We start from the raw sequence: 24,247 nt of genomic DNA on the forward strand, positions 1-24,247 counted from the left end.
GCCGCGGCTGGCACCAACAGCTCGACCCCCACGGGACCTACCGGCTCCGCCGCCGCGGCCGGACCTGGACCACCCAGCCCCGCCACGACCAGCAGCTCCCACCCCCGGGCGACCCCGCCACCGCCACCTCCGCCCGCGCTGGGCCCGCCGCTACACGCGCCGGACCGGGAGCGGCACGTGCAGGACCAGACCGCCCAGGCGCTGACCGGCCGGAAGGTCATCGAGCGCCACCGGGACGGATCAGCTCACCGGAACCCTCCCTCCCGTTCTGACCCCACCCGCCAGCCACCCCGTCCGGACCAACTCGTTGGGACCATCCGACCCGCCTCACCCGCCGATCACTCGGTCGCGCGGGCTCGAGGCGCGTGCCGAGCGAACGCCACCGTGCACACCGTTCTCGACCCTCACGTCGCTCGCCAGGCCGGCGCGAGCTCGGCAGCCGTTGGACGAGAGCCGTAGCCGCAGAGCCTCGAGGCCCGTCCGAGCATCCGAGGGCCACAGGTACCCTCCGGCGGTGATGCGCTCCCTCCTGCGTCCCGCTGCCCTCCTCTCCCACGTCCTCGTCCTGGCCGTGGTCGGTGTGCTCGTCACCCTCGGTCAGTGGCAGCTGCAGCGGCTCGAGGAACGTCGGGCGCAGAACGAGCTGCTCGAGGAGCGGCTGGCCGCGGCCCCGCTGGACGTCGCTGACCTGGCCGCCGACAGCTCGATCGACGACGTCGCGCTCGAGTACCGGCGTGTCTCGGTGACGGGGATCTACCTGCCGGACGAGGAGCTGCTCCTCGAGGGCCGCTCGTACCAGGGGCAGAGCGGCCGTGACTCGTTCGTCCCGCTCGAGCTCGACGACGGCACCCTCGTGCTGGTCCGGCGCGGTTGGGTCCCCCGCGAGCTCGGCCCGCCGCCGCTCGCGGACGCGGCGCCACCCTCGGGCCCGGTGACCGTCCGGGGCTACCTCGAACGCAGCGTCCCCGAGCCCGGGTTCGGACCGAAGAACCCGCCCGACGGTGAGCTGGCCGTCATCCAGGTCCCCGACATCGACCGCATCGCCGAGCAGCTGCCGGGCCCGACCTTCCCGATGATCGTGCGTCTGGTCGACCAGGATCCTCCTCCCGTCCGTGCGGAGGCGCTCGCTGAGCGCGGACTCGACGCCCTGCCGGCGGTGTACGAGCAGGTCCCGTTCGACGAGGGCAGCCACCTGTCCTACACCCTGCAGTGGCACAGCTTCGCTTTGCTCGCACTCATCGCGTACGTGGCGTACTGGGTGAAGCGGCTGCGCGAGGCCGACGGCGCGACCGCGGACGGGGTCGCGCCCCCGTCCGAGCCAGCACGCAGCCCGACCGGGGTCTGAACCCGCCACCGCTGGTCGGTGTCGCGTCACGCCGCTCGTGTGAACCGGTGGTGGCTCACGTGCCACTCGTCGCCGCCGTCGAACGCGAACAGCTCCTCGCAGGCGACGTCGAACACCCGCCACCGGTGGAACCAGGCGGTCGCCGCGTCCGTCCCGTAGGTGTCCGCCAGTATCCGTACGGCCCGGTCCCGGTCGGCGTCGAGCCGGTCGAGCCACGCCCGCAGCGTGCGCGCGTAGTGCGTGCCCGACACCACCCAGTGGTCGTCGACGTCGAGTCCGCGGACCGAGTGCAGCAGCAGGTCGTCCGAAGGCATCAGCCCGCCGGTGAAGAAGTGGCGCGCCATCCAGTCCCCGTTGCCTCCCTGGTCGAAGGGGTAGGGGTCGGAGCGGTGCGCGAAGACGTGGACGAAGAGCTTGCCACCGGGACGCAGCCACGTCGCGATCCGCTCGGTGAGCCGGTGGTGGTTGCGCACGTGCTCGAACATCTCGACCGACACGACGCGGTCGAACGCCTCGCTCGGTAGCTCGAGGAGGTTCACGTCCTCCGTCAGGACCCGCACGTTGTCGAGGCCGCGGAGCGCCGCCTGCCTCTCGATGTGTTCGCGCTGGGTGTCGGAGTTCGAGACCGCGGTGATCCGGGAGGCCGGGTGGTTGGCTGCCATCCACAGGGTCAGTGACCCCCACCCGCACCCGAGCTCGAGCACGTCCTGACCGTCGACGAGCTGCGCACGATCGCAGGTGAGCCGCAGCATCGCCTCCTCGGCGCCAGCGAGGTCCTGCACCCCGGGGCCCCACCACCCGCTCGAGTACTTCAGGTGCGGTCCGAGCATCAGCTCGAACAGCTCGGTGGGGACCTCGTAGTGCTGCTCGTTGGCCTCGTCGGTCGCGATCGCCACCGGGGAACGCGACAGCTCGTCGAGCAGCGCGCGCTTACGTTCGGAGCGTGCCTCGGCTCCGCCGCGGGTGATCTCGGCGCGCCGCCGACGGAGCATGCGCCGGATGGCGGCGCGCAGCAGCGGATCGGGGAGGACGCCGCGGTCGATGACGGTGTCGATGACCCGCGCGCCGATCGGCATCCGGCTCACGCCACGCCCTCGTCGGACGCGACGCCCCGGAGCCTGCGTGGCGGCAGGTCGGCTTCGCGCACCGGCACCAGCTGTCGCCCGTAGGGACCGACGCCGAGCGTGCCGTTCATCGGACGGGTGAGCACGAGCTGCAGGTCGTTGATGTACCGCGCGAGGAAGGCTCCCTCGCAGTACGCGAGGTAGAACTCCCACATCCGCACGAACCGGTCGTCGAACCCGAGCGCGTGGACCTCGTCGACGTTGGCCAGGAACCGCTCGCGCCAGCGGCGCAGCGTCTCGGCGTAGTGGTGGCCGATGTTCTCGACGTGCTCGACGTAGAGCTCACCGTTGTCGCCCATCGAGCCGGCCATGGCCTCGAGGGAGGGCAGGTGTCCGCCGGGGAAGATGTAGCGCTGGATGAAGTCGGGGCGCCGCCGGTAGTTGTCGTACCGCTGCTCGGGGATGGTGATGACCTGGATCGCGGCCAGACCGTCGGGCGCGAGCAGCCGATCGATGGTCTCGAAGTAGGTGCCGAGGTAGCGGTGGCCGACCGCCTCCAGCATCTCGATCGACACGATCCGGTCGAACTGGCCACGGACCTCGCGGTAGTCGACGATCCGGATGTCGACGAGGTGATCGAGCCCCTCACGCATCATCCGGTCGCGGGCGTACGCGGCCTGTTCCTCGGACAGCGTGATCCCGGTGACCCGACAGCCGTAGGTACGTGCGACGTGGGAGGCGAACCCGCCCCAGCCGCAGCCGATCTCGAGCACGTGCGAGTCGGCGTCGATCCGCACCTTCTGCGCGAGCCGGGCGTACTTGGCCTCCTGCGCCTCCTCGAGGGTCACGGTGGGGTCGGGGAAGTACGCCGCCGAGTAGGTCATCGTGTCGTCGAGGAACAGCGCGTACAGCTCGTTCGACAGGTCGTAGTGGGCTTCGACGTTCCGCTTGCTCTGCCCGAGCCGGTTGGCACGGACGCCGTGGATGAGCTTGTCACCGGCGATGTTGATGACCGCGGCCGGCGTGATGCGCCGGAGGGCGCGCCGGTTGGCGATCACGATCCGGATGAGGGACACCAGGTCCGATGAGCTCCACGAGCCGTCCATGTACGACTCGCCGACGCCGACCGACGCGCCACGGATCAACGAAATGAAGAAGCGCCAGTCGTGGACCTCGATCGTCGACCGCAGCTCGCTCGCGGTGTCGCCGAAGGTCCGCGTCCGCCCGTCGGGCAGCGTGAGCTCGAGCGCGCCGACCTGGAGCTGGGTCAACATGCCGGACACGGTGGCGAGCGCGCGGCGTTCCGATGCGGCCGGCGGCCGGGCGGTGGCGGTCACGAGGGTCGGTGCGGTCACGAGGCCAGCTCCTTCGAGGTCCGCTCCGGTTCGGTGACGGGAGCCGTCGGGATGGCCGGGGAGACGGCCGTCCGATCGTGCACGAGCGGTAGCGAGGCGTCCACCGGTGGTTCGGGCTTGCGGAAGAACGGCGTCCGGAGCCGCCACAGGGTGACCGCCTGCCGGTGGATCAGGAACACGGTGCGCAGCGTCACCAGCGGGTAGCGCAGGAGCGTGCGGGCCAGGTTCGCGCCGGTCAGCTCGACCCGGTCACCCGTCTGGGTGGCGTCGAGGATCCGGCCGGACGCATCCGTCACGTCGATGTGCGCGAGGACCCGGTCCCCCGGAGGGGCGAAGACGAAGTCGTAGGTGTGACCGTCGACCGGCAGGAACGGGGAGACGTGGAAGACCTTCGGTGCGCTCGCGCGGAGCGTCCCGTCGCCGCGGTGCTCGACGTGTTCGAGCAGGTAGCGGTGGGACTCGTCGAAGGTGTTGCGGACCTCGGCGACCACCAGCACCACGCGACCGTCCGCGTCGGAACAGAACCACCAGCTCACCGGGTTGAACACGTGGCCGAGCACGCGCAGGCTGGTCAGGACCTGGACGCGTCCGGCTGGCAACGTGACACCACGGTCGGCGAGCCAGCGCGCGAGCTTGGCCCGGACCGGGACGTCGGCCGGACCGAGGTGATCGGTGTCGCGGAAGCTGGTCACCGCGCGCCGGCCGTACCCGAACCCGCGGACCTCACGGTCGAGGGCGGCCAGCTCGTCGACGTCGATGAGCGTCCAGTAGGAGCCGTAGCGGAAGGCGTTGCCTCGCGGCCGGTGTCGACGGTGACGCACGTCGCCCACGTACAGCGCGGAGCGCCGCTCGCTGGCTCCGCCGGTCCGCCGCGTCACGCCGGCCACCTGACGCCGAGGTGGCTGACGGCTCGCACCGCCGACCACAACCCGTCCTCGTGGAAGCCGTACCGCTGGTAGGCGCCCACGTGGAAGGTCCGGCCGCGCCCGTTGAGCTCGTCCAAGCGGTCCTGGGTAGCCACCGCATCGGGGGAGAACGTGGGGTGGGTGTAGTCGAGGCGCCGCAGCACCGACCCCTCCCGCGGGGCGGTCGAGGGGTTCAGGGTCACGACGTACTCGCGCGGCTCGTCGAGGGTCTGCAGCCGGTTCATGTGGTAGCTCAGCGACACGCGCTGGGACGGGGTGCGACAGTCGTCGAGCAGGTAGTTCCACGAGGCCCACGCCGCCCGCGACCGCGGCAGCAGGTCGGTGTCGGTGTGGAGGTAGGTGGCGTTGTCGCTGTAGCCCCAGGGGCCGAGCAGCTCCTTCTCGAGGCGGCTCGGGTCGGCCAGCATCCCGAGGGCCTCGTCGGCGTGGGTGGCGAGGACCACCGCATCGAACCGGGCCGTGGTGCCCGAGGCCGTACGGATCGTGACCCCGTCGGTGTCGCGCGCCACCGTCGCCACCCCATCACCGGTGTGGAGTCGGTCCGCGAAGGGCGCGGTCAGCGGGGCGATGTAGGAGGAGGTCCCGGCGACGACGGTCCGCCACGGGTGGTGGGTCCGCACGCCGAGGAGGCCGTGGTTGGTGAAGAAGCGCAGCAGGGTGCCGAGCGGGAAGGTCTCGATGTCCTGCGTTCCGGACGACCAGATGGCTGCGGCCATGGGCTGGAGGTAGTGGTGGCGGAAGCCGTGACCGAAGCCCGCGGTCCTGAGGAAGTGCCCGAGGGAGACCGAGGCGGCTCGGGGATCGTCCACGAGCCGCGACCCGAGTCGGTTGAACCGCGCGATGTCGGCGAGCATCCGCAGGTAGGAGGGCGAGGCGAGGTTGCGCGGCTGCGCCACGATCCCCCGGGCGCTGCCGGCGTACTCGAGGTCGCAGCGCTCGCACCGCAGCGACCACGACATGTCCGATGGTTGCGTCGCGACCCCGAGCTCGTCGAACAGGGCCACGAGGAGCGGGTAGGTCGTCTCGTTGTAGACGATGAAGCCGGTGTCGACCGGTAGTTCACCCTCGGTCCGTGAACGCGGGTCGGCAGGCGCGCCGGAGCGCGGCACCCGGACGGTGTGGGTGTGACCGCCGAGCCGCGGCTCACGTTCGAAGACGTGGACCTCGTGGTGGCGCGACAGCAGGTAGGCGCTGGCGAGCCCGGAGATCCCGGTCCCGATGACGGCGATCCGCACGACGACGAACTCCCGGTGCGCGAGCCTCGGGCTCTCCGGGGCGTCCGGGCGGTTCGGGGCACGGGGGCTGGCCGGTTGGGCCACGCATCGGACGCGTGCGCACAGGAGCGAGTTCGGGAACGCGGCCGGGAACGCGGCCGGGAACGCGGCCGGAGCGCTCCGACCGGCCGGACCCCACCGGCCGGTACGGAGCGCTCACCGTGCCTCGCGTGCACACAGTGGACCGCGCCGGACGGCGCGAGGGAACCGTGGGACCACCGATCCAGCGGTGGTGGTGCTACCACCACCATCCGGCGTCACGCTCAGCCAGCGGCCGACCGGCCGCGTGGGAGAGCCCACCCACCAGCGTCCGCCGCCTCTAGGGTCCCGATCGGCCGGATGGGAGGGCCCCGTGGTGACCACCTTGCTGATCGCGGAGGACGACTACCTCGTGCGCGAAGGTGCACGCGCGGTCCTCGACGCGGTCGAGGGGCTCGAGGTGCGCGGGACGGCTGAGGGACCCGAGCAGCTGCTCGAGCTGCTGGCGCGCGACGCGGTCGACGTGGTCATCCTCGACATCCGGATGCCGCCCACCTACACCACCGAGGGGATCGAGCTCGCGCGTCTCATCCGCCGCGACCACCCGGGCACGGGGATCGTGGTGCTCTCGCAGCACGCGGATCCGGAGTACGCCCTCGAGCTGCTCGAGGACGGGTCGAGCGGCGTCGCCTACCTGCTCAAGGAACGCCTCGGGGATGCTGACCGGCTGCTGCAGGCCATCGACGAGGTTCGCGCGGGCGGCTCGATGCTCGACCCGAAGATCGTGTCGGCCCTGCTCGAAGCGCAACGCCGACGCACCGCATCGCGTCTGGCCGGCCTGACCCCGCGCGAGCTCGAGGTCCTACGGCTGATGGCGTCGGGGAAGGGGAACGCCGCCATCGCCCGGGAGCTGACCATCGGCGACCGTTCCGTCGAGAAGCACTCCAACGCGATCTTCCGCAAGCTCGGGCTCTCCGAGGAGCTCGACCTCAACCGGCGTGTCGCTGCGGTCCTGTTCTACCTCCAACGAGGCGAGCTCGGGGACGCTCGGGGGGCCGACAGGTAGGAGGGCGGTCACGCGCGTGCCCTCCCCCGGCGCTGCGACGATGCGCAGGCTCCCCCCGAGGGCGTTGACGCGGTCGCGCAGGTTCTGCAGACCCCCGGTGCGCTCGAGCGCGGCCGGATCGAACCCGCGACCCGCATCCGCGACCTCGATCCGGAGCGAGTCGGCCTCGAGGGTGACCTGCACGTCGATGCGGTCGGCGTCTGCGTGCTTGAGGGCGTTGGTCACGGCCTCGGAGGCGAGGAAGTACGCCCCGGCCTCGACCACCTCGTCGAGGCGTGGGAGCGGATCGGGGTGCAGCCGCACCACCACCTCGACCTCGGTCCGGGCGGCGAGGCTCCGGATCGCGCCACCGAGACCCCGGTCGCGCAGGATCGAGGGGTAGAGCGCCCGGGCGGTCGCCCGGAGCTCGTCGAGGACCTCGTCGATCGCGGCGGCGAGCTCGCGGGTCACGGCGTCGACCGCATCCGGATCGCGCTCGATACGCCCCCGGCAGGCCCCGACCTGCATCCGCAGGACGACCAGACGTTGCTGGATGCCGTCGTGCAGGTCGAGCGCGAGGCGCTGACGCTCCCGGTCGCCGGAGCCGACGACCCGACGTGCCGCCTCCTGGAGCGCCTCGGCCTGCTGGCCGATGACCAGCAGCTGTGCCCGGAGCGCCCGACGCATGCGTTCGAGCGCCTCGCTCAGCTGCCCGATCTCATCCTGGCCGGTGACCTGGAACGGTTCGTCGAGCTGACCGCCGGCGATGGCTCGGGCCGTGCGCGTCAGGCGGACCAGCGGCCGGGTCAGCGCGGTCGCGAAGGCCAGCGCGAGCACCCCACCGATCAGCAGGAACAGCACCACCATCAGCGATCGGTACCGGGCGAGACGCGCGTCGAGCGGCGCCAGGGGGTCGTCGAGCAGCAGCCCGACGTGGGCCGGTGATCCCCACGCGTCCGCGGTGGCGATCGGCAGGTACTGCACCAGGCGGTCACCGTCGGCCGACTCGTGCACGCCCGGCTCGGTCACGTCACCCGATGGCGTCCTCACGTCCGGCGCATCGTCCTCGACGGTCGAGGCGACCACGGCGCCGCCGACGATCAGCTCGACGTCGGCCACGCCCACGAGGTCGCGGACCCCGCGTGCGTACTCACGGTCGAGCTCGCTGCCCACCACGAGCACGGAGAAGTGGCCGCCGTCGGTGAAGGGCAGCGAGTAGACCACCCCCCAGCCGGCGGCCCGTCCCTGGACGTCCTCGAGGGGGACCACGCGTCGCTGCCCGCGTCGCGAGGCCAGGTCCGCGACCAGGGCGCCATCATCGACCGGTGGCACCGACACGCGGGACCGTCGCGGCGGCTCGAGCTGGGGGGCGCCGGAGTCGAGGTCGAACGCCTCCGCCAGGGTGAAGCGTCCCGCGAGGCGGGCCACGCTGGTGGCGTTGAGCAACGCCCGGGCACTGTCGCCCTGGATCTGCGCCTGCTGGACGAACGCCGTCAGGCTCCGGACCGTGCCGGTCTCCTCGCCGCGGAGCTGGTTGCGGTAGGCGGCCGTCTGCTCCGCGGTGAGCTCGCGCGCTCGGGACTCGAGCTCGGAGCGGGTCAGGTTCGACGAGACCAGCAGCGTGGCGAGGCTCGCGAGGGCCAGGACGGCGACGAACGCGCCGAACAACTTCGGCGCCAGGGAGCGCACGAGCCACGAACCCCCGGCGGATGTCACCGGGTGGTCCGTTCCGCCAACTCCTGCAGCTCGGCGAGGGCGCCAGCGGCGTCCTGCTGCCCCTTGAGCACCCGTTCGAGCGTGGCCGAGAACGCCGCGGCGAGCTCGGGGTAGGCGATCAGGGGCATCACGTCAGCGTCGGGGAGCTGCGCGACGAACGCCGCGAGGTCGGGCTGGTCACGGAAGAGGGGATCGTCGTAGACCTCGACGCGCGCCGGCAGACGGCCCTCCTCCTCGGCGAGGGTCCGAGCGACCGTCGCATCGGTCAACGCCAGCGCGAAGGCGAAGGCCAGGTCCGGCTGCTCGGCATCCCTCGGGACGAACAGGCTGCTGCCTCCGAGCACCGTGCCCGTGTCCCCCTCCCCCCGTGGGAGCGGGAGGACCAGCAGGTCGTCGCCGACCGTGGAGTCGCGGGCACGGCGCGTCACCGGCAGATCCCAGGAACCGGTGGCGTGCAGAGCGACCGACCCCGTCGTCAGCGACTGGATCGCGTCGAGCGAGAGGTCGGGCGCGAACGGGGGCGTGCCGATGCCCTCGGTCGCCAGCGCACCGAGCAGCTCGACGGCCGCGATCGTGCGGGGATCGTCGAAGGTGAAGCTCACCCCACCTGCGGGATCGCGGACGAGCACGTCCCCACCGAAGGCGCGGATCCACCCGTAGGCCGTCCAGCTCGAGGCCGAGACCGTGATGGCGTGCTCCACCCCGTCAGCGTCGCGGAGGGTGCGTGCGACCTCGAGGAACCGCTCGGCGTCCGCCAGATCCCCGGGCGCGAGCCCCGACGACCGGAGCGCATCCGCGCTGGCCAGCAGCACCAGCGCGTTGACGTCGAGCGGGACCCCGTACCGGACCCCCTCCCAGGTGACGTCGTCGACCGCCCCGGGGAGGTAGTCCGCTGCTCGGAGACCCGCGACACGCCACCGCTCGTCGAGGGGTTCCGCGAGACCGTCGGCGGCCGCGGCGAACGCGTGCCAGTGGGCCAGATCGAACGGGTCGCCGAGGTCGCTGGCGTTGCGGACCAGGTCCGGGATCTGCGAGAACGGTGCGGCCTGGACCTGGACACGCACCTCGTGGTCGCGCTCGAAGTCCCGGACGACCTGCCGGACGGTCGGCGCGGTCTCCCAGTCGTCGGCCAACACCACGCTGAGCGCCGGCCGGGGGGCCGCTGCCGTCCCCGACGCGCAACCGGTCAGGAGCGCGAACGCGGAGGTCAGTGCCACCATCCGCCGCACGAAGCCTCCGGTCCCGATCAGGCGCCCTCGGACCCCTGGTCCTCCTGCGCCACGTCCCCGGTGTCCTCGCCACCTGGGTCGGCCTCGTTGCCTCCCTCGGAGTCGCCGCCGCCGGGCGCGGTGTCGGCCGCGTCCTCGGTGGCCGAGTCCTCGCTGGTCGAGCCCTCGGCCTCGGCTTCGGCCTGGGCCTCCTGCTCCGCGGCCGCGCGCTCGGCCACGGTGGGCTCGAAGGTGTCGGGCGGGAGGATGAAGGCCAGCAACCCGGCCACGACGACCACGGAGGCGAGGAACATCCCGGCGAGGATGGGGAGCAGCTTGTTCGGCACCGGCGGTCCTCCAACAGGTGGGCGAGGGACGGCTACGTCGGACACGGTCGTGCAGCGGGAGCAGCTGCGACGTCGGCACAGGCTAGTGGACCGGGCCGGCCGCTCCCACCCCGGACACCCCCCGGCGGTCGCCCCCGGCAGCACCGGTAGCCTGGTGGACCGGACCGGACCGACGAGGCAGGCAGGCGTGGACGAGGCTCGGGACGATCGGTTCGCGGTCCTCCCCGGAGGCTGGTCGCGCGAGATCCACCTGCGCGACGGCTCCCCCGCCCTGCTGCGTCAGATCCGACCGGCGGACCGCGACGACCTCGCCGAAGGCATCCGCCGGCTGTCTCCCGCGTCGCGCTACCTGCGCTTCCAGCGCGTCGTCGAGGAGCTGAGCGACGAGCAGCTGCGGTACCTGACCGACGTCGACCACCACGACCACGAAGCCATCGTGGCGCTCGACCGATGTCGCCCGGATCGGCCCGGCATCGGGGTGGCTCGCTACATCCGCGAGCCGTTCGAGCCGACCGTCGCCGAGGCAGCCATCACGGTCGCTGACGAGTACCACGGGCAGGGTGCCGGCACGCTGCTCCTCGGCGCCCTCGCGGCGCGTGCACGGGCCGCAGGCATCGAGATCTTCCGCAGCTACGTGCTCGCCGGCAACACCGCGATGCTCGAGGTCTTCGACCACCTCGGGGCCGTCCGCGAGCTCGAGACCGACGGCCTGTGGCGGGTCGACCTGTCGGTACCGGAGGAGGACGGATCGCGGCCGCGCTCGGGCGCCGAGCGGGCCTTCCACGAGGCCGCCCGCGACCAGCAACGGCTGATCAGCTACCTGCCGCCGATCTGGTCGCGCCGCCGCCGGGAACGCACCGCATCGGACCTCGGCGAGGAGACGGCCCGCGCCGGCACGTTCGAGGACGACGACACCGACGAACTGCTCCAGCTGCGTGCCGAGCTGGAGGGGTGGCTCGGCGACCGGGACGGCCGGTGACGTTCCGGATCGCCCGCCTCCTCGGCGGGCTCACGCTGTGCGGGTGGGGCATCGCCAGCATGGTCGCCGCCGACCTCGGTCTCGGCCCGTGGGACGTGCTGCACGAGGGGGTGGCGACGCGGACCGGCATCGGCATCGGCGCCGTCAGCATCGGCGTGGGCGCGCTGGTCCTGCTCGCGTGGTTCCCGCTGCGCGAACGCCCGGGCCCCGGCACGATCGCCAACGTGATCGTGATCGGCGTGGTCATCGACCTGACCCTGCTGGTGTTGGACACCCCGTCGTCGCTGGCGGCGCGTCTCGCGCTCTGCGCGGCAGGGCCGATCCTCTTCGGCGTGGGATCGGGCTTCTACCTCGGATCGCACTTCGGCTCGGGGCCGCGCGACGGGCTGATGACCGGGCTCGCACGTCGCGGGATCAGCGTGGCCGTCGCCCGGACGGGCATCGAGGTGACCGCGCTGGCGATCGGGTGGATGCTCGGCGGGACCGTCGGGCTCGGCACCGTGCTGTTCGCCGTCAGCATCGGGCCGTTGGTGCAGCTGAGCCTACGCTGGCTGACGGTGCCGGTCGACGAGGTCGAGGGCGTGCGTTCCGCCCGGTGATCCGCCCGCTGGCCCTCAGCTGCAGAGCGGACTGATGGTCGGCCACGGGTTGACCCACGATCCGCCGTAGCGTCGACCGATGTGGTCGTGCGGCGGCGTCCCGCGGGCGTTGCCGGACGTCCCGACCGTGCCCACCTCCTCACCGCGACGGACCGCGGTCCCCGGGCCGATCCCCGCCGCGACGGACTCGAGGTGGGCGTTGTACCACTCGCTGCCGTCGGCGGTCCGGTACGACACCGTGAGCCCCCCGAGCCCCGAGTCGGTCCGGTTGACCTGGGTCACGACCGCGGCATCGATCGCCACGATGGGCGTCCCGCGGTCGGCGAAGATGTCGTTGCCCTGGTGGCTGCGGCTGCCGGAGCGGGGATCGCCCCAGTCGTTGGAGAAGTCCCGGCCCGCGACCGCCCCGACCACCGGGCAGACCCCGGACACGGCCGGCCCCCCGGCGCTGCCGGCGTTCCCGTTGCCCGATCCTGCGCTGCTCGACGCGCGGTCGCGCTCGGCGGCGGCTGCGGCCTCGGCGGCGATGCGCCTGGTGGCCAGCTCGCTTGCGAGCTCGCTCTCGCGCGCGGCCACGCGGGACAGCGCCTGCTCGGTCTCGGCCGTCTCGGTCCGCAGCTGGCTCACCAACTGCGCTTGACGGCCCTCCTCCGCGGCGACCTCGCGGGCCAGGCCTCCGGCATCCTCGCGCAGCTGCGCGGTGAAGCGGACCTGGGCCGCTGCGTCGGCGGCGGCCTGGGCCGACCGGGCTCGAGCGCGGGCCGCCTCGTCGGTGAGTCGCCGCTGGTCGTCACGCAGCTCGGCGACCTCGGCGACCAGGTCACCCTGGGCGTCGATGACCACCGCGATCTGGCGCATGCCGACGGCCAGCTCGTTCGGGTCCTGCGCGCGGCGGACCACCTCGAAGGCCATCGACCCGGCGCGGGCCCCCGCGGAACCGAACTTGTAGGCGGCAGCAGCCTGCCCAGCGAGGTTGCCCTCCTGGACCTCGAGCTCGGCCTGGGTGCGGGCCAGCTCAGCTTCGGTGCGCTCGTGGGCCCGCTCCGCACGCCGACGTTCGGCATCGGCCTCGGTCTCGGCGGCCTCGGCCAGCGCCAGCTGCCCCTCGGCAGCACGCAAGCGTCCGCGGGCGTCGATGACCCGGGCGCCGACGGCGGCCAGCTCCTCCTCGGCGGCGACGAGCTGTCCGCGGCGCTCACCGAGCTCCGAGCCGAGCTCAGCAGCCTCGTCCCGGGTGCGGTCGAGCTCGCGTTGCAGGTCGCCGGAGGACTGCGCGGTGGCCACCGACGGGACGAGCAGCCCCACCGCGAGCACGCCGGCGGCGACCATCCGAGCCATCGAGACGGGACGCAGCGGGGATCCTCAGGTCGGGAAGCGGGGACACGCGGTCGGCCCCGGTCGGCCCGGGATCGTCCACGTCCGTCCAGCGGCCGGTCTTTGGTGCCGGCGATAGAGCGCGGGCGATCTCGGGCGACGGTCGCCGAGGATAGTGCCACAGATCGAGGTCCGTAGCCACGGTGGTCGACACCAGTGCACTCCTGCAACACCCGGTCCAGTACACCGCCCGACGGGAACTCGGGTGCTTCGCCGAGCCGTCGCGGAGCGGATCGGTGCGTCACCGCAGCGTGGCGACCCCACCGTCGACGGGCACGATCGCGCCCGTGGTGTAGGCCCCGGCGCGGGACGCGAGGTAGATGAGGGTGCCGGCGAGGTCCTCGACCTCACCGAGCCGTCCCCGCGGGATGGCCGCGCCGATCTGATCGGCGTGCTCCATCAGGCGAGCGGTCATCTTGGAGGGGTACAGGCCCGGCGCGATCGCGTTGACGGTGATGTGGCGCGGGGCGAGCCGATGTTGGCCATCCGCGCCGGGTCGGCCGGGGAGGCGGCGGCCTCGAGCTGCGGCAGGAGCGCCTGGGTACGGAACGGATGCACGCCTCGCGTTCCGTTCCGACCGGGCCGCGGGCTAGCGTCGGCCGTCGCTCGAGCGGAGGAGCCGAGGTGTCGCAGGACGTCCTACGCATCGCCAACGCGTCCGGGTTCTACGGCGACCGGTTCGCCGCAGCTCGCGAGATGGTGCAGGGCGGCGACATCGACGTCCTGACCGGTGACTACCTCGCCGAGCTCACGATGCTGATCCTGTGGCGAGGCCGCCAGAAGGCGCCCGAGACGGGATACGCCCGGACCTTCCTGAAGCAGGCCCGCGAGGTGCTGGAACCCTGCATCGACCGCGGGATCCGGATCGTGGTCAACGCCGGCGGGCTGAACCCCGCCGGGATGGCCGCCGCGCTCCGCGAGCTCGCGGCGGAGCTCGGTGTCGACGCTGCCGTCGCCCACGTCGAAGGCGACGACCTGCTGCCGCGCCTCGACGACCTGCAGCAGCGCGGCCACGGGCTCGCCCACCTCGACACCGGCGAGCCGCTCAGCGGTCTGCGGATCCCGCCCCTCACCGCCAACGCCTACCTCGGTGGGTGGGGCATCGCCGCTGCGCTCGAGGCCGGCGCGGACGTGGTGGTGACCGGGCGCGTCACGGACGCGTCGCTCGTGGTCGGGCCGGGTGCGTGGCGGTTCGGCTGGGGTCGCGACGACTGGGACGCCCTGGCTGGCGCCGTCGTCGCCGGCCACGCGATCGAGTGCGGCGCCCACGTCACGGGCGGCAACTACAGCTTCTTCGCCGAGGTGCCCGGCCTCGAGCACGTCGGCTTCCCGATCGCCGAGCTGCACCCCGACGGCAGCTCGGTCATCACCAAGCACGACGGCTCGGGCGGCCTGGTCGACACGGGCACGGTCACCGCGCAGCTGCTCTACGAGATCGGCGACCCGCGGTACCTGAACCCGGACGTGGTGACGAGGTTCGACACGATCGAACTCACGGGCGACGGTCCCGACCGGGTCCGCATCAGCGGCGTCCGAGGCGAGCCCCCGACCGCCGATCTGAAGGTCGCGCTGAACACCCTCGGCGGGTTCCGCAACCGGGTCACGTTCGTGCTTACCGGGCTCGACATCGATGCCAAGGCCGACCTCGTACGTCGTCAGCTCGGCGCCCGCATCGACCTCGACGCCCTCGACCGTGTCGACTGGCGGCTCGTGCGCTCGGACCACCCCGACGCCGCGACGAACGCCGAAGCGACCGCGACGCTCACCCTGACCGTCCAGCACCACGACGCGACGCCCATCGGGCGCAAGGGCTTCGCCGACGCCTGCGTCGAGATCGGGCTCGCGTCCTACCCCGGTTTCACCCTGACCGCTCCCCCAGCGGACGCCGAGCCCTTCGGTCGGTACTGGCCCGCCCTCGTCCCGGCGTCGGAGGTCACCGAGGTGGTGGTCCACGCGGACGGGACCCGCGAGGAGGTCCGCCCCACGGGCGTGGACCACGGGATCGGCCTCCGCGAGCGGGAGGCGATCGACCATCCCTTCACGACGCTGCAGGCGACGGGGTTCCCGCGGAGCCGCGCGCCGCTCGGCGCCGTGGCCGGTGCGAGGAGCGGCGACAAGGGAGGGGACGCGAACGTGGGCCTGTGGGTCCGCGATCCGGCCCGGTACCGCTGGCTCTGCGAGGTCGCCGGGAGCCCCGCGGCCATCCGTCGCCTGCTGCCCGAAGCCGACGGGCTCCCGATCGACGTGTTCCCCCTCCCGAACCTGCTGGCGGTCAACGTCGTCGTCCACGGGCTGCTCGACGAGGGTGTCGCTTCCGCCGTGCGCCCCGACCCCCAGGCCAAGGGGCTCGGCGAGTACCTGCGCAGCCGCCACGTCGACGTCCCGACGGCCTGGCTGCCCTGACCCCTGAGTTCGGCAGCGAGCGTCGTCGAGATGCGGACAGCCGGGCGTTGCCTACTGGCTCGGCCCGCCCGGTCCTCGGCTCGCGGGGTGCTGACGTGGCGCTGGCGCCACACCAGCGCCCCGGTAGGCCGGCGCGCACGATCGGTCGGGCTCGCGGGGTCCTGACGTGGCGTTGGCGCCACACGAGCACCCCGGTGGGTCGGGCGGACCGATCGGATGGGCTCCGGACGTCCGAGGGGTCGACCAGGCGGGAACCGCCGTTGTCCGTAGCCAGCAACACCCGCCCGAGCTCACTCGCCATGACCCGGTCGTCGGCGAGCGACGTCCCTGGGGTGGAGCGGGAGCCAGGAGCTCAGGGGGCCCGGTAACGCGCCCCGTCGCCGGTCCCCGTGCGCATCACCGCGCCAGCCTCGAAGAGGGCGTCGAGCTCACGTCGGACCTCGTCCTCGTCACGGCCGAGCGCCCTCGCCAGGGAGCCGACCGCCCCCACGCGCTGGGCCCGCAGCTCGGCGAGCAGCAGCTCCTGGTCCGCAGCCTCGGCACCGTCACCTGCCGCCAGCCGCCACGCCGTCGCCGCCGCCTGCTCGATGAGCCGGACGAGCGGCCGCGGGTCATCGACCCCGGGAGGATCACCCAACTGACGCAGCAACGCCGCTGGATCCTGGACGGGGTGGGGGGCGAGCACCACCGCGTCGATGTCCCCGCGTGAGGCGTAGAGGCCGGCGGTGAGATCGAGGTCCGCCCCCGGATCCGGAGCGGCATCACCACGCACGGCGCGGAGCGCTCCGAGCAGCCGGTCCCGCGTGCGACCCCGCAGCAGGAGCAGCAGGAAGGGATCGCGCGCGAAGGCCGACCCCGCCGCGGCGTGCACCGCGGCGACGTGACGACACCAGCTGGTGCGCTCGGTGCAGGTGCACGACCGGCCAAGGTCGGCGGCGGTCGGGACCAGCGGGACACCGACGTCCGCCAGGACGTCGGCGGCTTCCTCGGGGAGCTGGCCGTCGAGCAGCGCCGCCGTGGATCGGACCTCCGACGCGAGCGCCGAGACCGCGGCGGCCCAGGCGTCGTCGTCGGGGACCGGCCAGGTCAGCTCGACGCGGTACGGGCTGACACGATCCTCGCGGACGCGGCCGGTGATCGTGCCGGGCCGGATCTCGAGGTCGTGGACGCCTCCCCGACGGGCCGTGGCCTGCCCGCGCTGGACCCGCCGGGCGTTCCCGGCGCCGACGCTGGCGAGGAGGTCGAGCCAGCGGTCGGCGGCCCAGGTCGTCGACCGGGGAGGCGCGGCGACGGGCGGCTCCGGTGCGGGTGGTCGCGTCGGATCGGTCACGCTCGACCGCCCGGGATCGCGGTCAGCGTGGGCCGTCCGAGGGGTGGCATCGGCGTGGGCTCATCCTCGTCGTCGTCGTCAGCGAGGTCGGTGGAGGACAGCTCGACCAGCTCGCGCAGTTGGGTGTCGTCGAGCTCGGTGAGCCAGGTCTCGCCAGCCTCGACGACGGCGTCCGCGAGCGCACGCTTGCGGTCGAGCAGGTCGGCGATCCGGTCCTCGATGGTCCCCCCCGTGACGAGGGTGTGCACGGTCACGGTGCGGGTCTGACCGATCCGGTGCGCCCGGTCGGTCGCCTGGTCCTCGACGGCCGGGTTCCACCAGCGGTCGAAGTGCACGACGTGGCTGGCGCGGGTCAGGTTCAGGCCGGTCCCACCGGCACGGAGGGACACCAGCAGGATCGGCGGCGCGTCCTCGTCCTCCTGGAACCGAGCCACCATCGTGTCACGGGCGGCGAGCGGCACGCCGCCGTGGAGGAACGGCACCTCGGGCAGGCCGAGCGTCGTCGCCAGGTGCCGGGCCAGCAGGAGCCCCATCTCGCGGAACTGCGTGAACACCAGCGCCCGCTCGCCACCGTCGACGACCTCGCCGAGCACCTCGGTGACGCGCGCGAGCTTGCCGGAGCGTCCCTCGAGCCGGTCGGCACCGGTGCGCGGGTCGGTGCCGTCCCGCAGGTACTGGGCCGGGTGGTTGCAGATCTGTTTCAGGGCGGTCAGGAGGGCGAGGATGCGGCCACGGCGCTCGAACGCGGTGGCGCCGAGCCCGGCACCCCCGAAGGCGTTGTCGATCGCCGCCTGGTAGAGCGCAGCCTGCTCGCGGGTGAGCGAGCACGCCACGGTCAGCTCCTGCTTCGGCGGGAGGTCGACCGCGACCTCCGGGTCGGACTTGAGCCGCCGGAGCACGAACGGCGCCACGAGCTGGCGCAGCCGGGAGGCCGCGTGCTCGTCGTGCCAGCGCTCGACCGGCACGGCGAACCGTTCGTTGAAGGCCCGCTGCGAACCGAGCAGCCCCGGGTTGGTGACGTCGACGATCGCCCACAGCTCGGACAACCGGTTCTCGATGGGTGTCCCCGTCATCGCGATCCGGGTCCGGGCCTCGAGGGACCGGGCCGCCCTGGCGCCCTTCGACGACGGGTTCTTGATCTGCTGTGCCTCGTCGAGGACGACGACGTCCCAGTCGACGCTCTCGAGCAGGCCGATGTCCCGGCGCAGCAGCGCGTACGAGGTCACCACGACGGTGCCGGGTCGGAACGAGCGCCGGGTGACGGCACGTTCGGGGCCGTGGTGACGCACGACGTCGACGTCCGGCGCGAACCGGGCGAACTCGCGCTCCCAGTTGCCGACCACCGACGTCGGGCAGACCACCAGGTGGGGGCGATCCTGCGTGCGCGCCGCCAGCAGCGCGATCGCCATGATGGTCTTGCCGAGGCCCATCTGGTCGGCGAGCACCCCACCGAGCCCGAGCTCGGACAACCGCTGCATCCAGGCGATCCCGCGCTCCTGGTAGGGCCGCAGTTCACCCTGGAAGTCGACGATGTGCGCGTCACCGGGAGCGTCCGCGGTCCGGAGCTGTTCGAGCAACCGGCCGAGGTCGCCGTCCGCCACGGTCTCGACCCAACCGAGATCGTCGACGTAGGTCTGGCCGGACAGCGCTGCCGCGAGCGCTTCGGTGAGCTCGAGGGAAGCCGACGAACCCGCGAGCTCGGCCAGCCGATCGGTCTCGTCGTGGTCGACGCGGACCCAGGTCCCCCGCCACCGGACCAACGGCTGTTTGAGCGCCACGATGTCCGCGAACTCCTCGGCGGACAGGGTGTCGTCGCCGAGCGCCACCTCGTAGGCCAGGTCGGTCAGCGACGTGAGCCCGAGCGGCGCGGCCCCCTCGACCCGCGGGGCGGTCGGTGTCGCCCGACCGATCCGCACCCGCAGACGCAGCCGCTGCTCCCCGGCCTGACGGAGCTCGGCGGGGACCTGGACGCCGATGCCACCGGCCGCCAGGGCGTCGGTCCCGCCGGCGAGCAGATCCGCGACCTCCCCGCCGGCGAGGTCGAGACCGACGGGTCGGACCTCGGACAGGCTGCGATCGATCGGGGCGAACAGGCGAGCGGCGACCGCAAGCCCTCGGACGAGCACCGCCTCGGCATCGTCCACGCGACGTCCTGCGAGGTCGAGCCCGCGGCCCGCGCCGTCCCAGACCTCCTCCGCCGCGGCGGTGACGTCGGGGTCGTCGGTCGACTGCAGCAGGTAGCTGAGGCGCCACGGCTCGTCGGTCGCGCCGAGCCGGTCCGCGCTCCCGTCGGAGGTGTCCGCGATCGGCGGTGGCCGCAGCCGCACCGCCAACCGTGCCGGAGCCCCGTGGTCCCGGCCGAGCAAGGGCGCCGACCAGTCCTCGACCTCCTCGGCGAGGTCGTCGACACCGATGCGGAGGTGGGCGACGGTCGGATCGGCGGCGGTCAGGGCGTCGGCCCACATCTCGGGCCACGGCCGCCGCGGGCCGCGGCGACGGGGATCGAGCAACGGGCGTCGTCCCTCGCGGGCGCACGCGTCGGCGACCGCGTCGACGAAGGCGAGCAGCAGCTCCTCGGCGCCCCAGAGCCGTCCGTCGGGACGCCGCAGGGCGTGGGCGGCGACCGGGAGGGCCGCCGCGAGCTGGGCGAGCCTGGCATCGCCGTCCGCAGCGACCCGCCAGTACCCACGACCCGTCCCGGGCGCCGTCGCGGACCGGAACGTCGGCAGGATGCGGCCCGCTGCGACGAGCTCGAGCGCCAGCTTCGCCGCCGCCGACCACCCGAGCACCGCGGCTGAGGGCCGCCGCCACGCCGGCCAGTCCGCTCCGGGCGGCAACGTCGCGAGCCGCCGTACGGCGGGCAGGACGGGGATCAGCTGCGCCGGCTGGTCCACGGGCCCGAGGCCGCCGTCGACCGGCTGCACGGTGGCGAGCGACCCGGACTCACCCGCAGGCAGGCCGAGGTCGTGCACAGCGGTGGCCAGGTCGTCCCCATCCGGGCACCACACGGCGAAGCTGCCACCGGCCGGGACGAGGTCGGAGGGGACGAAGGTGAGCTGCGGACGGGTCACCCGGTCTCCTCGGTCGGCCGTGCACGGTGCCGGGAGGCGTCCCGGCGCTCCCGTCACCGCACGGGAGCCGTCCATCGTACGTGTTCGGCGCTCGGCCCCCGACGGCCGGGGCCGGTCCACTCGGCCGTGCCCCGAACCCCGTACGTTCGTTGCTCCGAACGACGGGTGGACACCGACGACGGCGTCCGGATCACCACCGTCGACCACCGAGCGCAGGAGGGCACCGTGAACGACACCGACACCACCGTCCTGACGCGCCGCCCCGAGACCGATCACCCCAGCATCACCTGGCTCGAGGACGAGTTCCCGGGGTGGGAGGTCAGCATCGGTGCCACCTCCGGGTGGGGCCGCGAGGAGCTGCGGACGCTGTGGGTCGCTCGCCAGCCGGGCCACCACCCGCAGGCCGAGCTGTCCGCCGCGAAGCTGCACACCCGGCTGACCGACTACCTCGCCCGTGAAGCGCGCCGCAGGGGGCTGGCGTCCTGAGCGGCTGCTGCGCGGCACCGGGTCCCGCGCTCCGTCGCCTACCGTTCCGCGGGTGAACCTCCTCGACGCGCTCCTCCTGGTCGCCATCACGATCGCGGTGGCGACCGGTCTACGCCTCGGTTTCGTGGCGCGCGCCGCCTCGTTCCTCGGCCTCGCGGCCGGGTTGGGGCTGGCGACCCTGACCGTTCCGTACGCGATGTCGATCACCGGCGACCGCCAGGCCCCGGTGCGGTTGTTCGTCGGCTTGCTCGTGCTCGCGGTCACCGTCACCGTGGTCGCGACCCTCTTCCAGGCCGTGGGCATCCGCGTGCGGCGCACCGTGGCCGCTTCGCAGCTGTCGTCGCTGGACCGCGGCGCCGGGGCCCTGGCCGGCGTCGCGATCGTCCTCCTCTTCGTCTGGCTGGCGATCCCCGCTGCATCGGTCGTGCCCGGCTCGATCGCGACGCAGGTGCGCAGCAGCGCCGTCGTCGAGGCGGTGACCAACCTCACGCCCCCGCCACCGGACACCGTCCAGGCGCTGCGCAACATCGTGACGACCAGCCGGTTCCCCGAGGTCTTCGCCGACCTGCAACCGGCCCCGATCACCGGGCCTCCCCCGTCGGAGGTCCCGATCGATGCGGCGGTCGTCGAACGGGCCACGGCGTCCACCGTCAACGTCGAAGCCGACGGGTGCGGCCGTCGGTTCGAGGGCAGCGGGTTCACGGTGGCACCCGGCGTCGTGGTCACCAACGCCCACGTCGTGGCCGGGGCGGACGTCGTCGAGGTCCGGACACCGGACGGTCCGCTCCTGGCGGCACGGGTCGTGGTCTTCGACCCCGACCGCGACCTCGCGGTCCTCACCGTGGGTGAGCTCGGCCAGGAACCGCTCGAGCTCGGGACGATCGAGGTCGGCTCGGCCGGGGTCGTGATCGGCTACCCCGGCGGGCAGGACACCCCACGCGTCGCACCGGTCGAGATCCGCGACCGGCGCACCGCCATCGGTCGTGACATCTACGGCCGCGAGCGCACCGAGCGTGAGGTCCTCTTCCTCGCGGCCGAACTGCAGCAGGGCGACTCGGGGTCGCCGGTGATCGACGCCTCGGGACAGGTCGTCGGGGTGACCTTCGCGATCAGCCCGGACCGCTCCACCGCGGCCTTCGCCCTCGACCGTCCCGAGCTCGACGCGGTGCTCGCCGCCGAGCAGCGGCCCGGGTTCACCGGACCCTGCATCTGAACGGCGACGGCATCATCAAGGTGGCGCTCGTGGTGGTCTCGTTCCGGCAGCGCGTGACCCCCGACCGGCTCCTCGGGCGGGTCGACGCCGGGTTCCGTCTGCTCGCGTGGGGGACGATGCCGCTCGGGGCCGACCTCGACGCGGCCGACGTCGTGGAAGCGCCGAATCCCCTCAGCTGACCCGCCGCGCGAGGTCGGCGATCATCACCGCGTGGGTCGCGACGGCGAGGATCACGAGCAGGTGGAACAGCTCGTGGTACCCGAAGTGGCCGGGGACCGGGTCGGGGCGTCGCAGCCCCACGATGATCGCGCCGGCCGTGTAGAGGGCGCCACCGAGCAGGAGGAGGGCCACGCTGGCCCACCCCGCGCTGCCGACCAGCCACGGCAGGACCGCCACGGGTGTCCACCCGAGGGTGAGGTAGATGGCGTTGCTGAACCCGCGCGGTGGCGCGAACGGCAACCACTCGAGGACGATGCCGAGACCGGCACCGACGACCGCGATGGTGACGAGCGCGACCCGCGGGTGCCCCTCGAGACCGAGGAGGCCGAGGGCGACGCCGGTGCCGCCGATCGCCAGGAAGATCCCGGTGTGATCGAGGCGGACGAGCCGTTCGGTCGCCTGGTGCGACCACCGCCGGAGGTGCAGCACCCCGCTGGCCGTGAACATGAGGGCGACGCCCCAGGCGAAGGCCGCGACCGCGATCCGTTCGCGGCCGGCGGGCGTGATGGCCGTCCAGATCGCGGCAGTCGGCAACGTGGCCAGCGCGGCGGCCAGGTGCGACCGCCCCCGGGCGGTGGGGCGAGGCGCGTCGACGAAGCGCGCCGTCGAGGCGGAGCGCGCCAGGACCGCGCGCCGTGCGGCGTCGGGCGGATCGGTAGCGCGTCGGGCGTCCACGCGCCGGACGCTACCCCGTCCCGCTCACCCCTTGATCTGGCTGTCCTCGCCCTCCCAGAACGGGGCTCGGAGCTTGAACTTCTGGAGCTTGCCGGTCGCGGTCCGGTCGAGTGCGTCGCGGAACTCGATCGCGGTCGGGCACTTGTAGTGGGCCAGCCGCTCCCGGCAGTGGTCGATCAGCTCCCGCTCGCTGACCTCCTGCCCCTCCGCACGTACGACCAGCGCGACCACGGTCTCGCCCCACCGTTCGTGCGGGACACCGATCACGGCCACCTCGGCGACGCCCGGGTGGGCGTGCAGGGTGTCCTCCACCTCGATCGAGGACACGTTCTCCCCACCGGAGATGATCACGTCCTTCTTGCGGTCGACGATCGACAGGTACCCCTCGTCATCGATGGCACCGCCGTCGCCGGTGTGGAACCAACCGTCGCGCAGGGCTTCGACGGACGCGTCGGGCTGCTCCCAGTACCCGGCGAGGATGTGGTTGCCGCGGGCGAGGATCTCCCCCTCGTCATCCACGGCGATGTCGATCCCCACGGCGGGGACCCCGGCTCGGACCAGCTTGGCCGCACGGTCCGCGGGCGACAGCTCGTCCCACTCCACCCGGGTGCGGTTGATGGTCAGCAGCGGTGCGGTCTCGGTGAGGCCGTAGAGCTGGACGAACTCCCAGCCGAGCTCGGTCTCGACCCGTTCGATGGTGCGCGTCGGTGGTGGCGCACCTGCCACCACGATCCGGACGCGGCCGCGCCCCGGCACCTCGTCGAGGTCCGCGGCGGCGTCGAGCACCATGGCCACCACGGCCGGGGCACCGCACAGCAGGGTCACGCCGTGCTCGGCGACGCGGCGCAGGATCTCGTACCCATCGACCTCGCGGAGCACGATCTGCGGGACCCCCATCGCCGTGACCGCGAACGGCATCCCCCAGCCGTTGGCGTGGAACATCGGCAGCGTGTGCAGGTAGACGTCGCGGTCGCTGACCCCCACGTGCCAGCCGAAGGTGGCCGCGTTGAGCCAGAGGTTGCGGTGCGTCATCTGCACGCCCTTCGGGCGCGCCGTGGTCCCCGAGGTGTAGTTGATCGTCGCCGTCGCGTCCTCGTCGGGTTCCGCCCACGGCCGCGGTTCGACACCTCGCCGGAAGATGCGGTCGTCGTCACGCCCGAGCACGAAGCGGTGCTCGACATCGAGATCGGCGCAGACGTCCTCGAGATCGGGGTCGACGAGCAGGACGCGGGCCCCGCTGTGCTCGAGGATGTAACCGACCTCCTCGGGGTTCAGCCGGAAGTTCACCGGCACGAGCACGCGACCGGACGCGCAGACGCCGAAGAAGCTGGTCAGCAACCGCCCCGCGTTGTGGCTGACCACCGCGACCCGATCACCGACCTCGATGCCGAGCGCGTCGAGCCCCGCAGCTTGCGCACGCGCCAGCTCACCGAGCTCGCGGTAGCTCAGGCTGCCGAGGGAGGGCGCCGGTTGCTCCGGTTCGTCCACGACGCCGATCCGGTCGGGGTAGACCCGCTCGGCGCGAGCGAGGTGGTCGGCGACGGTCAACGGTGTGCGCACGGTGGGCTCCCAGCGCCGGGGGGGGGCCGGTCGCCACGGGCACGGGGCGCGCGGCGACCGGACGGAGGCCAGAACCTAC

Annotated in this window: 20 protein-coding genes and 1 pseudogene; 8 read left to right on the forward strand and 13 right to left on the reverse strand. The window is 73.1% G+C overall.

What is annotated here, in order from left to right:
* Positions 1-517: 517 nt before the first annotated feature.
* Positions 518-1,345, forward strand: a complete 828-nt coding sequence (locus tag WEB03_RS10875; RefSeq protein ID WP_368071038.1) for an SURF1 family protein — start codon at positions 518-520, stop codon at positions 1,343-1,345.
* 26 nt (positions 1,346-1,371) lie between these two features.
* Here WEB03_RS10875 and WEB03_RS10880 read toward each other — a convergent pair whose 3' ends face one another.
* From WEB03_RS10880 to WEB03_RS10895, 4 genes are read right to left on the reverse strand one after another with little or no spacing between them, the layout of a single operon-like run.
* Positions 1,372-2,421, reverse strand: coding sequence for a cyclopropane-fatty-acyl-phospholipid synthase family protein (locus tag WEB03_RS10880; RefSeq protein WP_368071039.1), 1,050 nt, complete (start codon positions 2,419-2,421; stop codon positions 1,372-1,374).
* 5 nt (positions 2,422-2,426) lie between these two features.
* Positions 2,427-3,764, reverse strand: a complete 1,338-nt coding sequence (locus tag WEB03_RS10885) for a class I SAM-dependent methyltransferase (RefSeq protein WP_368070973.1) — start codon at positions 3,762-3,764, stop codon at positions 2,427-2,429.
* Positions 3,761-4,642 carry a DUF1365 domain-containing protein gene (locus WEB03_RS10890; protein ID WP_368070974.1) on the reverse strand — a complete coding sequence of 294 codons (882 nt, stop codon included), beginning with the start codon at positions 4,640-4,642 and terminating at the stop codon, positions 3,761-3,763. Before WEB03_RS10890 ends, WEB03_RS10885 begins: the two co-directional genes overlap by 4 nt.
* Entirely contained in the window at positions 4,639-5,925 is a 1,287-nt protein-coding gene (locus tag WEB03_RS10895; protein ID WP_368070975.1) for an NAD(P)/FAD-dependent oxidoreductase, read from the reverse strand. The genes WEB03_RS10890 and WEB03_RS10895 overlap by 4 nt, the downstream gene beginning before the upstream one ends.
* 394 nt (positions 5,926-6,319) lie before the next feature.
* Here WEB03_RS10895 and WEB03_RS10900 point away from each other — a divergent pair, with 394 nt between their 5' ends.
* A complete protein-coding gene (locus WEB03_RS10900; RefSeq protein ID WP_368070976.1) occupies positions 6,320-7,009 on the forward strand; it encodes a response regulator in 690 nt (229 codons plus the stop codon).
* Between the two features lie 51 nt (positions 7,010-7,060).
* On the opposite strand, the pseudogene WEB03_RS10905 reads toward WEB03_RS10900, so the two are convergent.
* From WEB03_RS10905 to WEB03_RS10915, 3 genes and pseudogenes are all read right to left on the reverse strand, one after another.
* Positions 7,061-7,855: pseudogene (locus WEB03_RS10905) on the reverse strand (histidine kinase); the annotation flags it as partial.
* A gap of 845 nt (positions 7,856-8,700) precedes the next feature.
* On the reverse strand, positions 8,701-9,924 hold the full coding sequence (locus WEB03_RS10910; protein ID WP_368070977.1) for an extracellular solute-binding protein: 1,224 nt from the start codon (positions 9,922-9,924) through the stop codon (positions 8,701-8,703).
* Between the two features lie 26 nt (positions 9,925-9,950).
* Positions 9,951-10,259 carry a hypothetical protein gene (locus WEB03_RS10915; protein WP_368070978.1) on the reverse strand — a complete coding sequence of 103 codons (309 nt, stop codon included), beginning with the start codon at positions 10,257-10,259 and terminating at the stop codon, positions 9,951-9,953.
* Positions 10,260-10,446: 187 nt separating this feature from the next.
* Here WEB03_RS10915 and WEB03_RS10920 point away from each other — a divergent pair, with 187 nt between their 5' ends.
* A complete protein-coding gene (locus tag WEB03_RS10920; protein ID WP_368070979.1) occupies positions 10,447-11,238 on the forward strand; it encodes a GNAT family N-acetyltransferase in 792 nt (263 codons plus the stop codon).
* On the forward strand, positions 11,235-11,837 hold the full coding sequence (locus WEB03_RS10925) for a YitT family protein (RefSeq protein WP_368070980.1): 603 nt from the start codon (positions 11,235-11,237) through the stop codon (positions 11,835-11,837). Before WEB03_RS10920 ends, WEB03_RS10925 begins: the two co-directional genes overlap by 4 nt.
* Before the next feature lie 15 nt (positions 11,838-11,852).
* Here WEB03_RS10925 and WEB03_RS10930 read toward each other — a convergent pair whose 3' ends face one another.
* Together WEB03_RS10930 and WEB03_RS10935 are read right to left on the reverse strand one after the other, a co-directional pair.
* A complete protein-coding gene (locus tag WEB03_RS10930; RefSeq protein ID WP_368070981.1) occupies positions 11,853-13,166 on the reverse strand; it encodes a murein hydrolase activator EnvC in 1,314 nt (437 codons plus the stop codon).
* A gap of 286 nt (positions 13,167-13,452) precedes the next feature.
* The gene (locus WEB03_RS10935; RefSeq protein ID WP_368070982.1) at positions 13,453-13,626 is read right to left on the reverse strand and encodes an SDR family oxidoreductase; all 174 of its coding nucleotides are present in this window, start codon (positions 13,624-13,626) and stop codon (positions 13,453-13,455) included.
* A gap of 209 nt (positions 13,627-13,835) precedes the next feature.
* Between WEB03_RS10935 and WEB03_RS10940 the strand changes: the two genes are divergently transcribed.
* Positions 13,836-15,614: an acyclic terpene utilization AtuA family protein gene (locus tag WEB03_RS10940; RefSeq protein ID WP_368070983.1), complete on the forward strand. Its 1,779-nt coding sequence runs from the start codon at positions 13,836-13,838 to the stop codon at positions 15,612-15,614.
* Between the two features lie 352 nt (positions 15,615-15,966).
* Here WEB03_RS10940 and WEB03_RS10945 read toward each other — a convergent pair whose 3' ends face one another.
* The gene (locus WEB03_RS10945) at positions 15,967-16,944 is read right to left on the reverse strand and encodes a hypothetical protein (protein WP_368070984.1); all 978 of its coding nucleotides are present in this window, start codon (positions 16,942-16,944) and stop codon (positions 15,967-15,969) included.
* Positions 16,941-20,015, reverse strand: a complete 3,075-nt coding sequence (locus WEB03_RS10950) for a DEAD/DEAH box helicase (protein ID WP_368070985.1) — start codon at positions 20,013-20,015, stop codon at positions 16,941-16,943. Before WEB03_RS10950 ends, WEB03_RS10945 begins: the two co-directional genes overlap by 4 nt.
* Positions 20,016-20,240: 225 nt before the next feature.
* Between WEB03_RS10950 and WEB03_RS10955 the strand changes: the two genes are divergently transcribed.
* The 3 genes from WEB03_RS10955 to WEB03_RS10965 are packed head-to-tail and all read left to right on the forward strand — an operon-like array spanning position 20,241 to position 21,893.
* Positions 20,241-20,501, forward strand: a complete 261-nt coding sequence (locus WEB03_RS10955; RefSeq protein ID WP_368070986.1) for a hypothetical protein — start codon at positions 20,241-20,243, stop codon at positions 20,499-20,501.
* A gap of 52 nt (positions 20,502-20,553) precedes the next feature.
* Positions 20,554-21,714, forward strand: a complete 1,161-nt coding sequence (locus tag WEB03_RS10960; RefSeq protein WP_368070987.1) for a MarP family serine protease — start codon at positions 20,554-20,556, stop codon at positions 21,712-21,714.
* Between the two features lie 29 nt (positions 21,715-21,743).
* Positions 21,744-21,893: a hypothetical protein gene (locus WEB03_RS10965; protein ID WP_368071042.1), complete on the forward strand. Its 150-nt coding sequence runs from the start codon at positions 21,744-21,746 to the stop codon at positions 21,891-21,893.
* Here WEB03_RS10965 and WEB03_RS10970 read toward each other — a convergent pair.
* Both WEB03_RS10970 and WEB03_RS10975 read right to left on the reverse strand, forming a co-directional pair.
* Positions 21,886-22,608, reverse strand: coding sequence for a hemolysin III family protein (locus WEB03_RS10970; protein ID WP_368070988.1), 723 nt, complete (start codon positions 22,606-22,608; stop codon positions 21,886-21,888). The genes WEB03_RS10965 and WEB03_RS10970 overlap by 8 nt on opposite strands.
* A gap of 24 nt (positions 22,609-22,632) precedes the next feature.
* Positions 22,633-24,168, reverse strand: a complete 1,536-nt coding sequence (locus WEB03_RS10975) for an AMP-binding protein (protein WP_368070989.1) — start codon at positions 24,166-24,168, stop codon at positions 22,633-22,635.
* Between the last annotated feature and the right edge of the window lie 79 nt (positions 24,169-24,247).

It is taken from the genome of Nitriliruptor sp., from assembly GCF_040882075.1.
Taxonomy (GTDB): domain Bacteria; phylum Actinomycetota; class Nitriliruptoria; order Nitriliruptorales; family Nitriliruptoraceae; genus Nitriliruptor.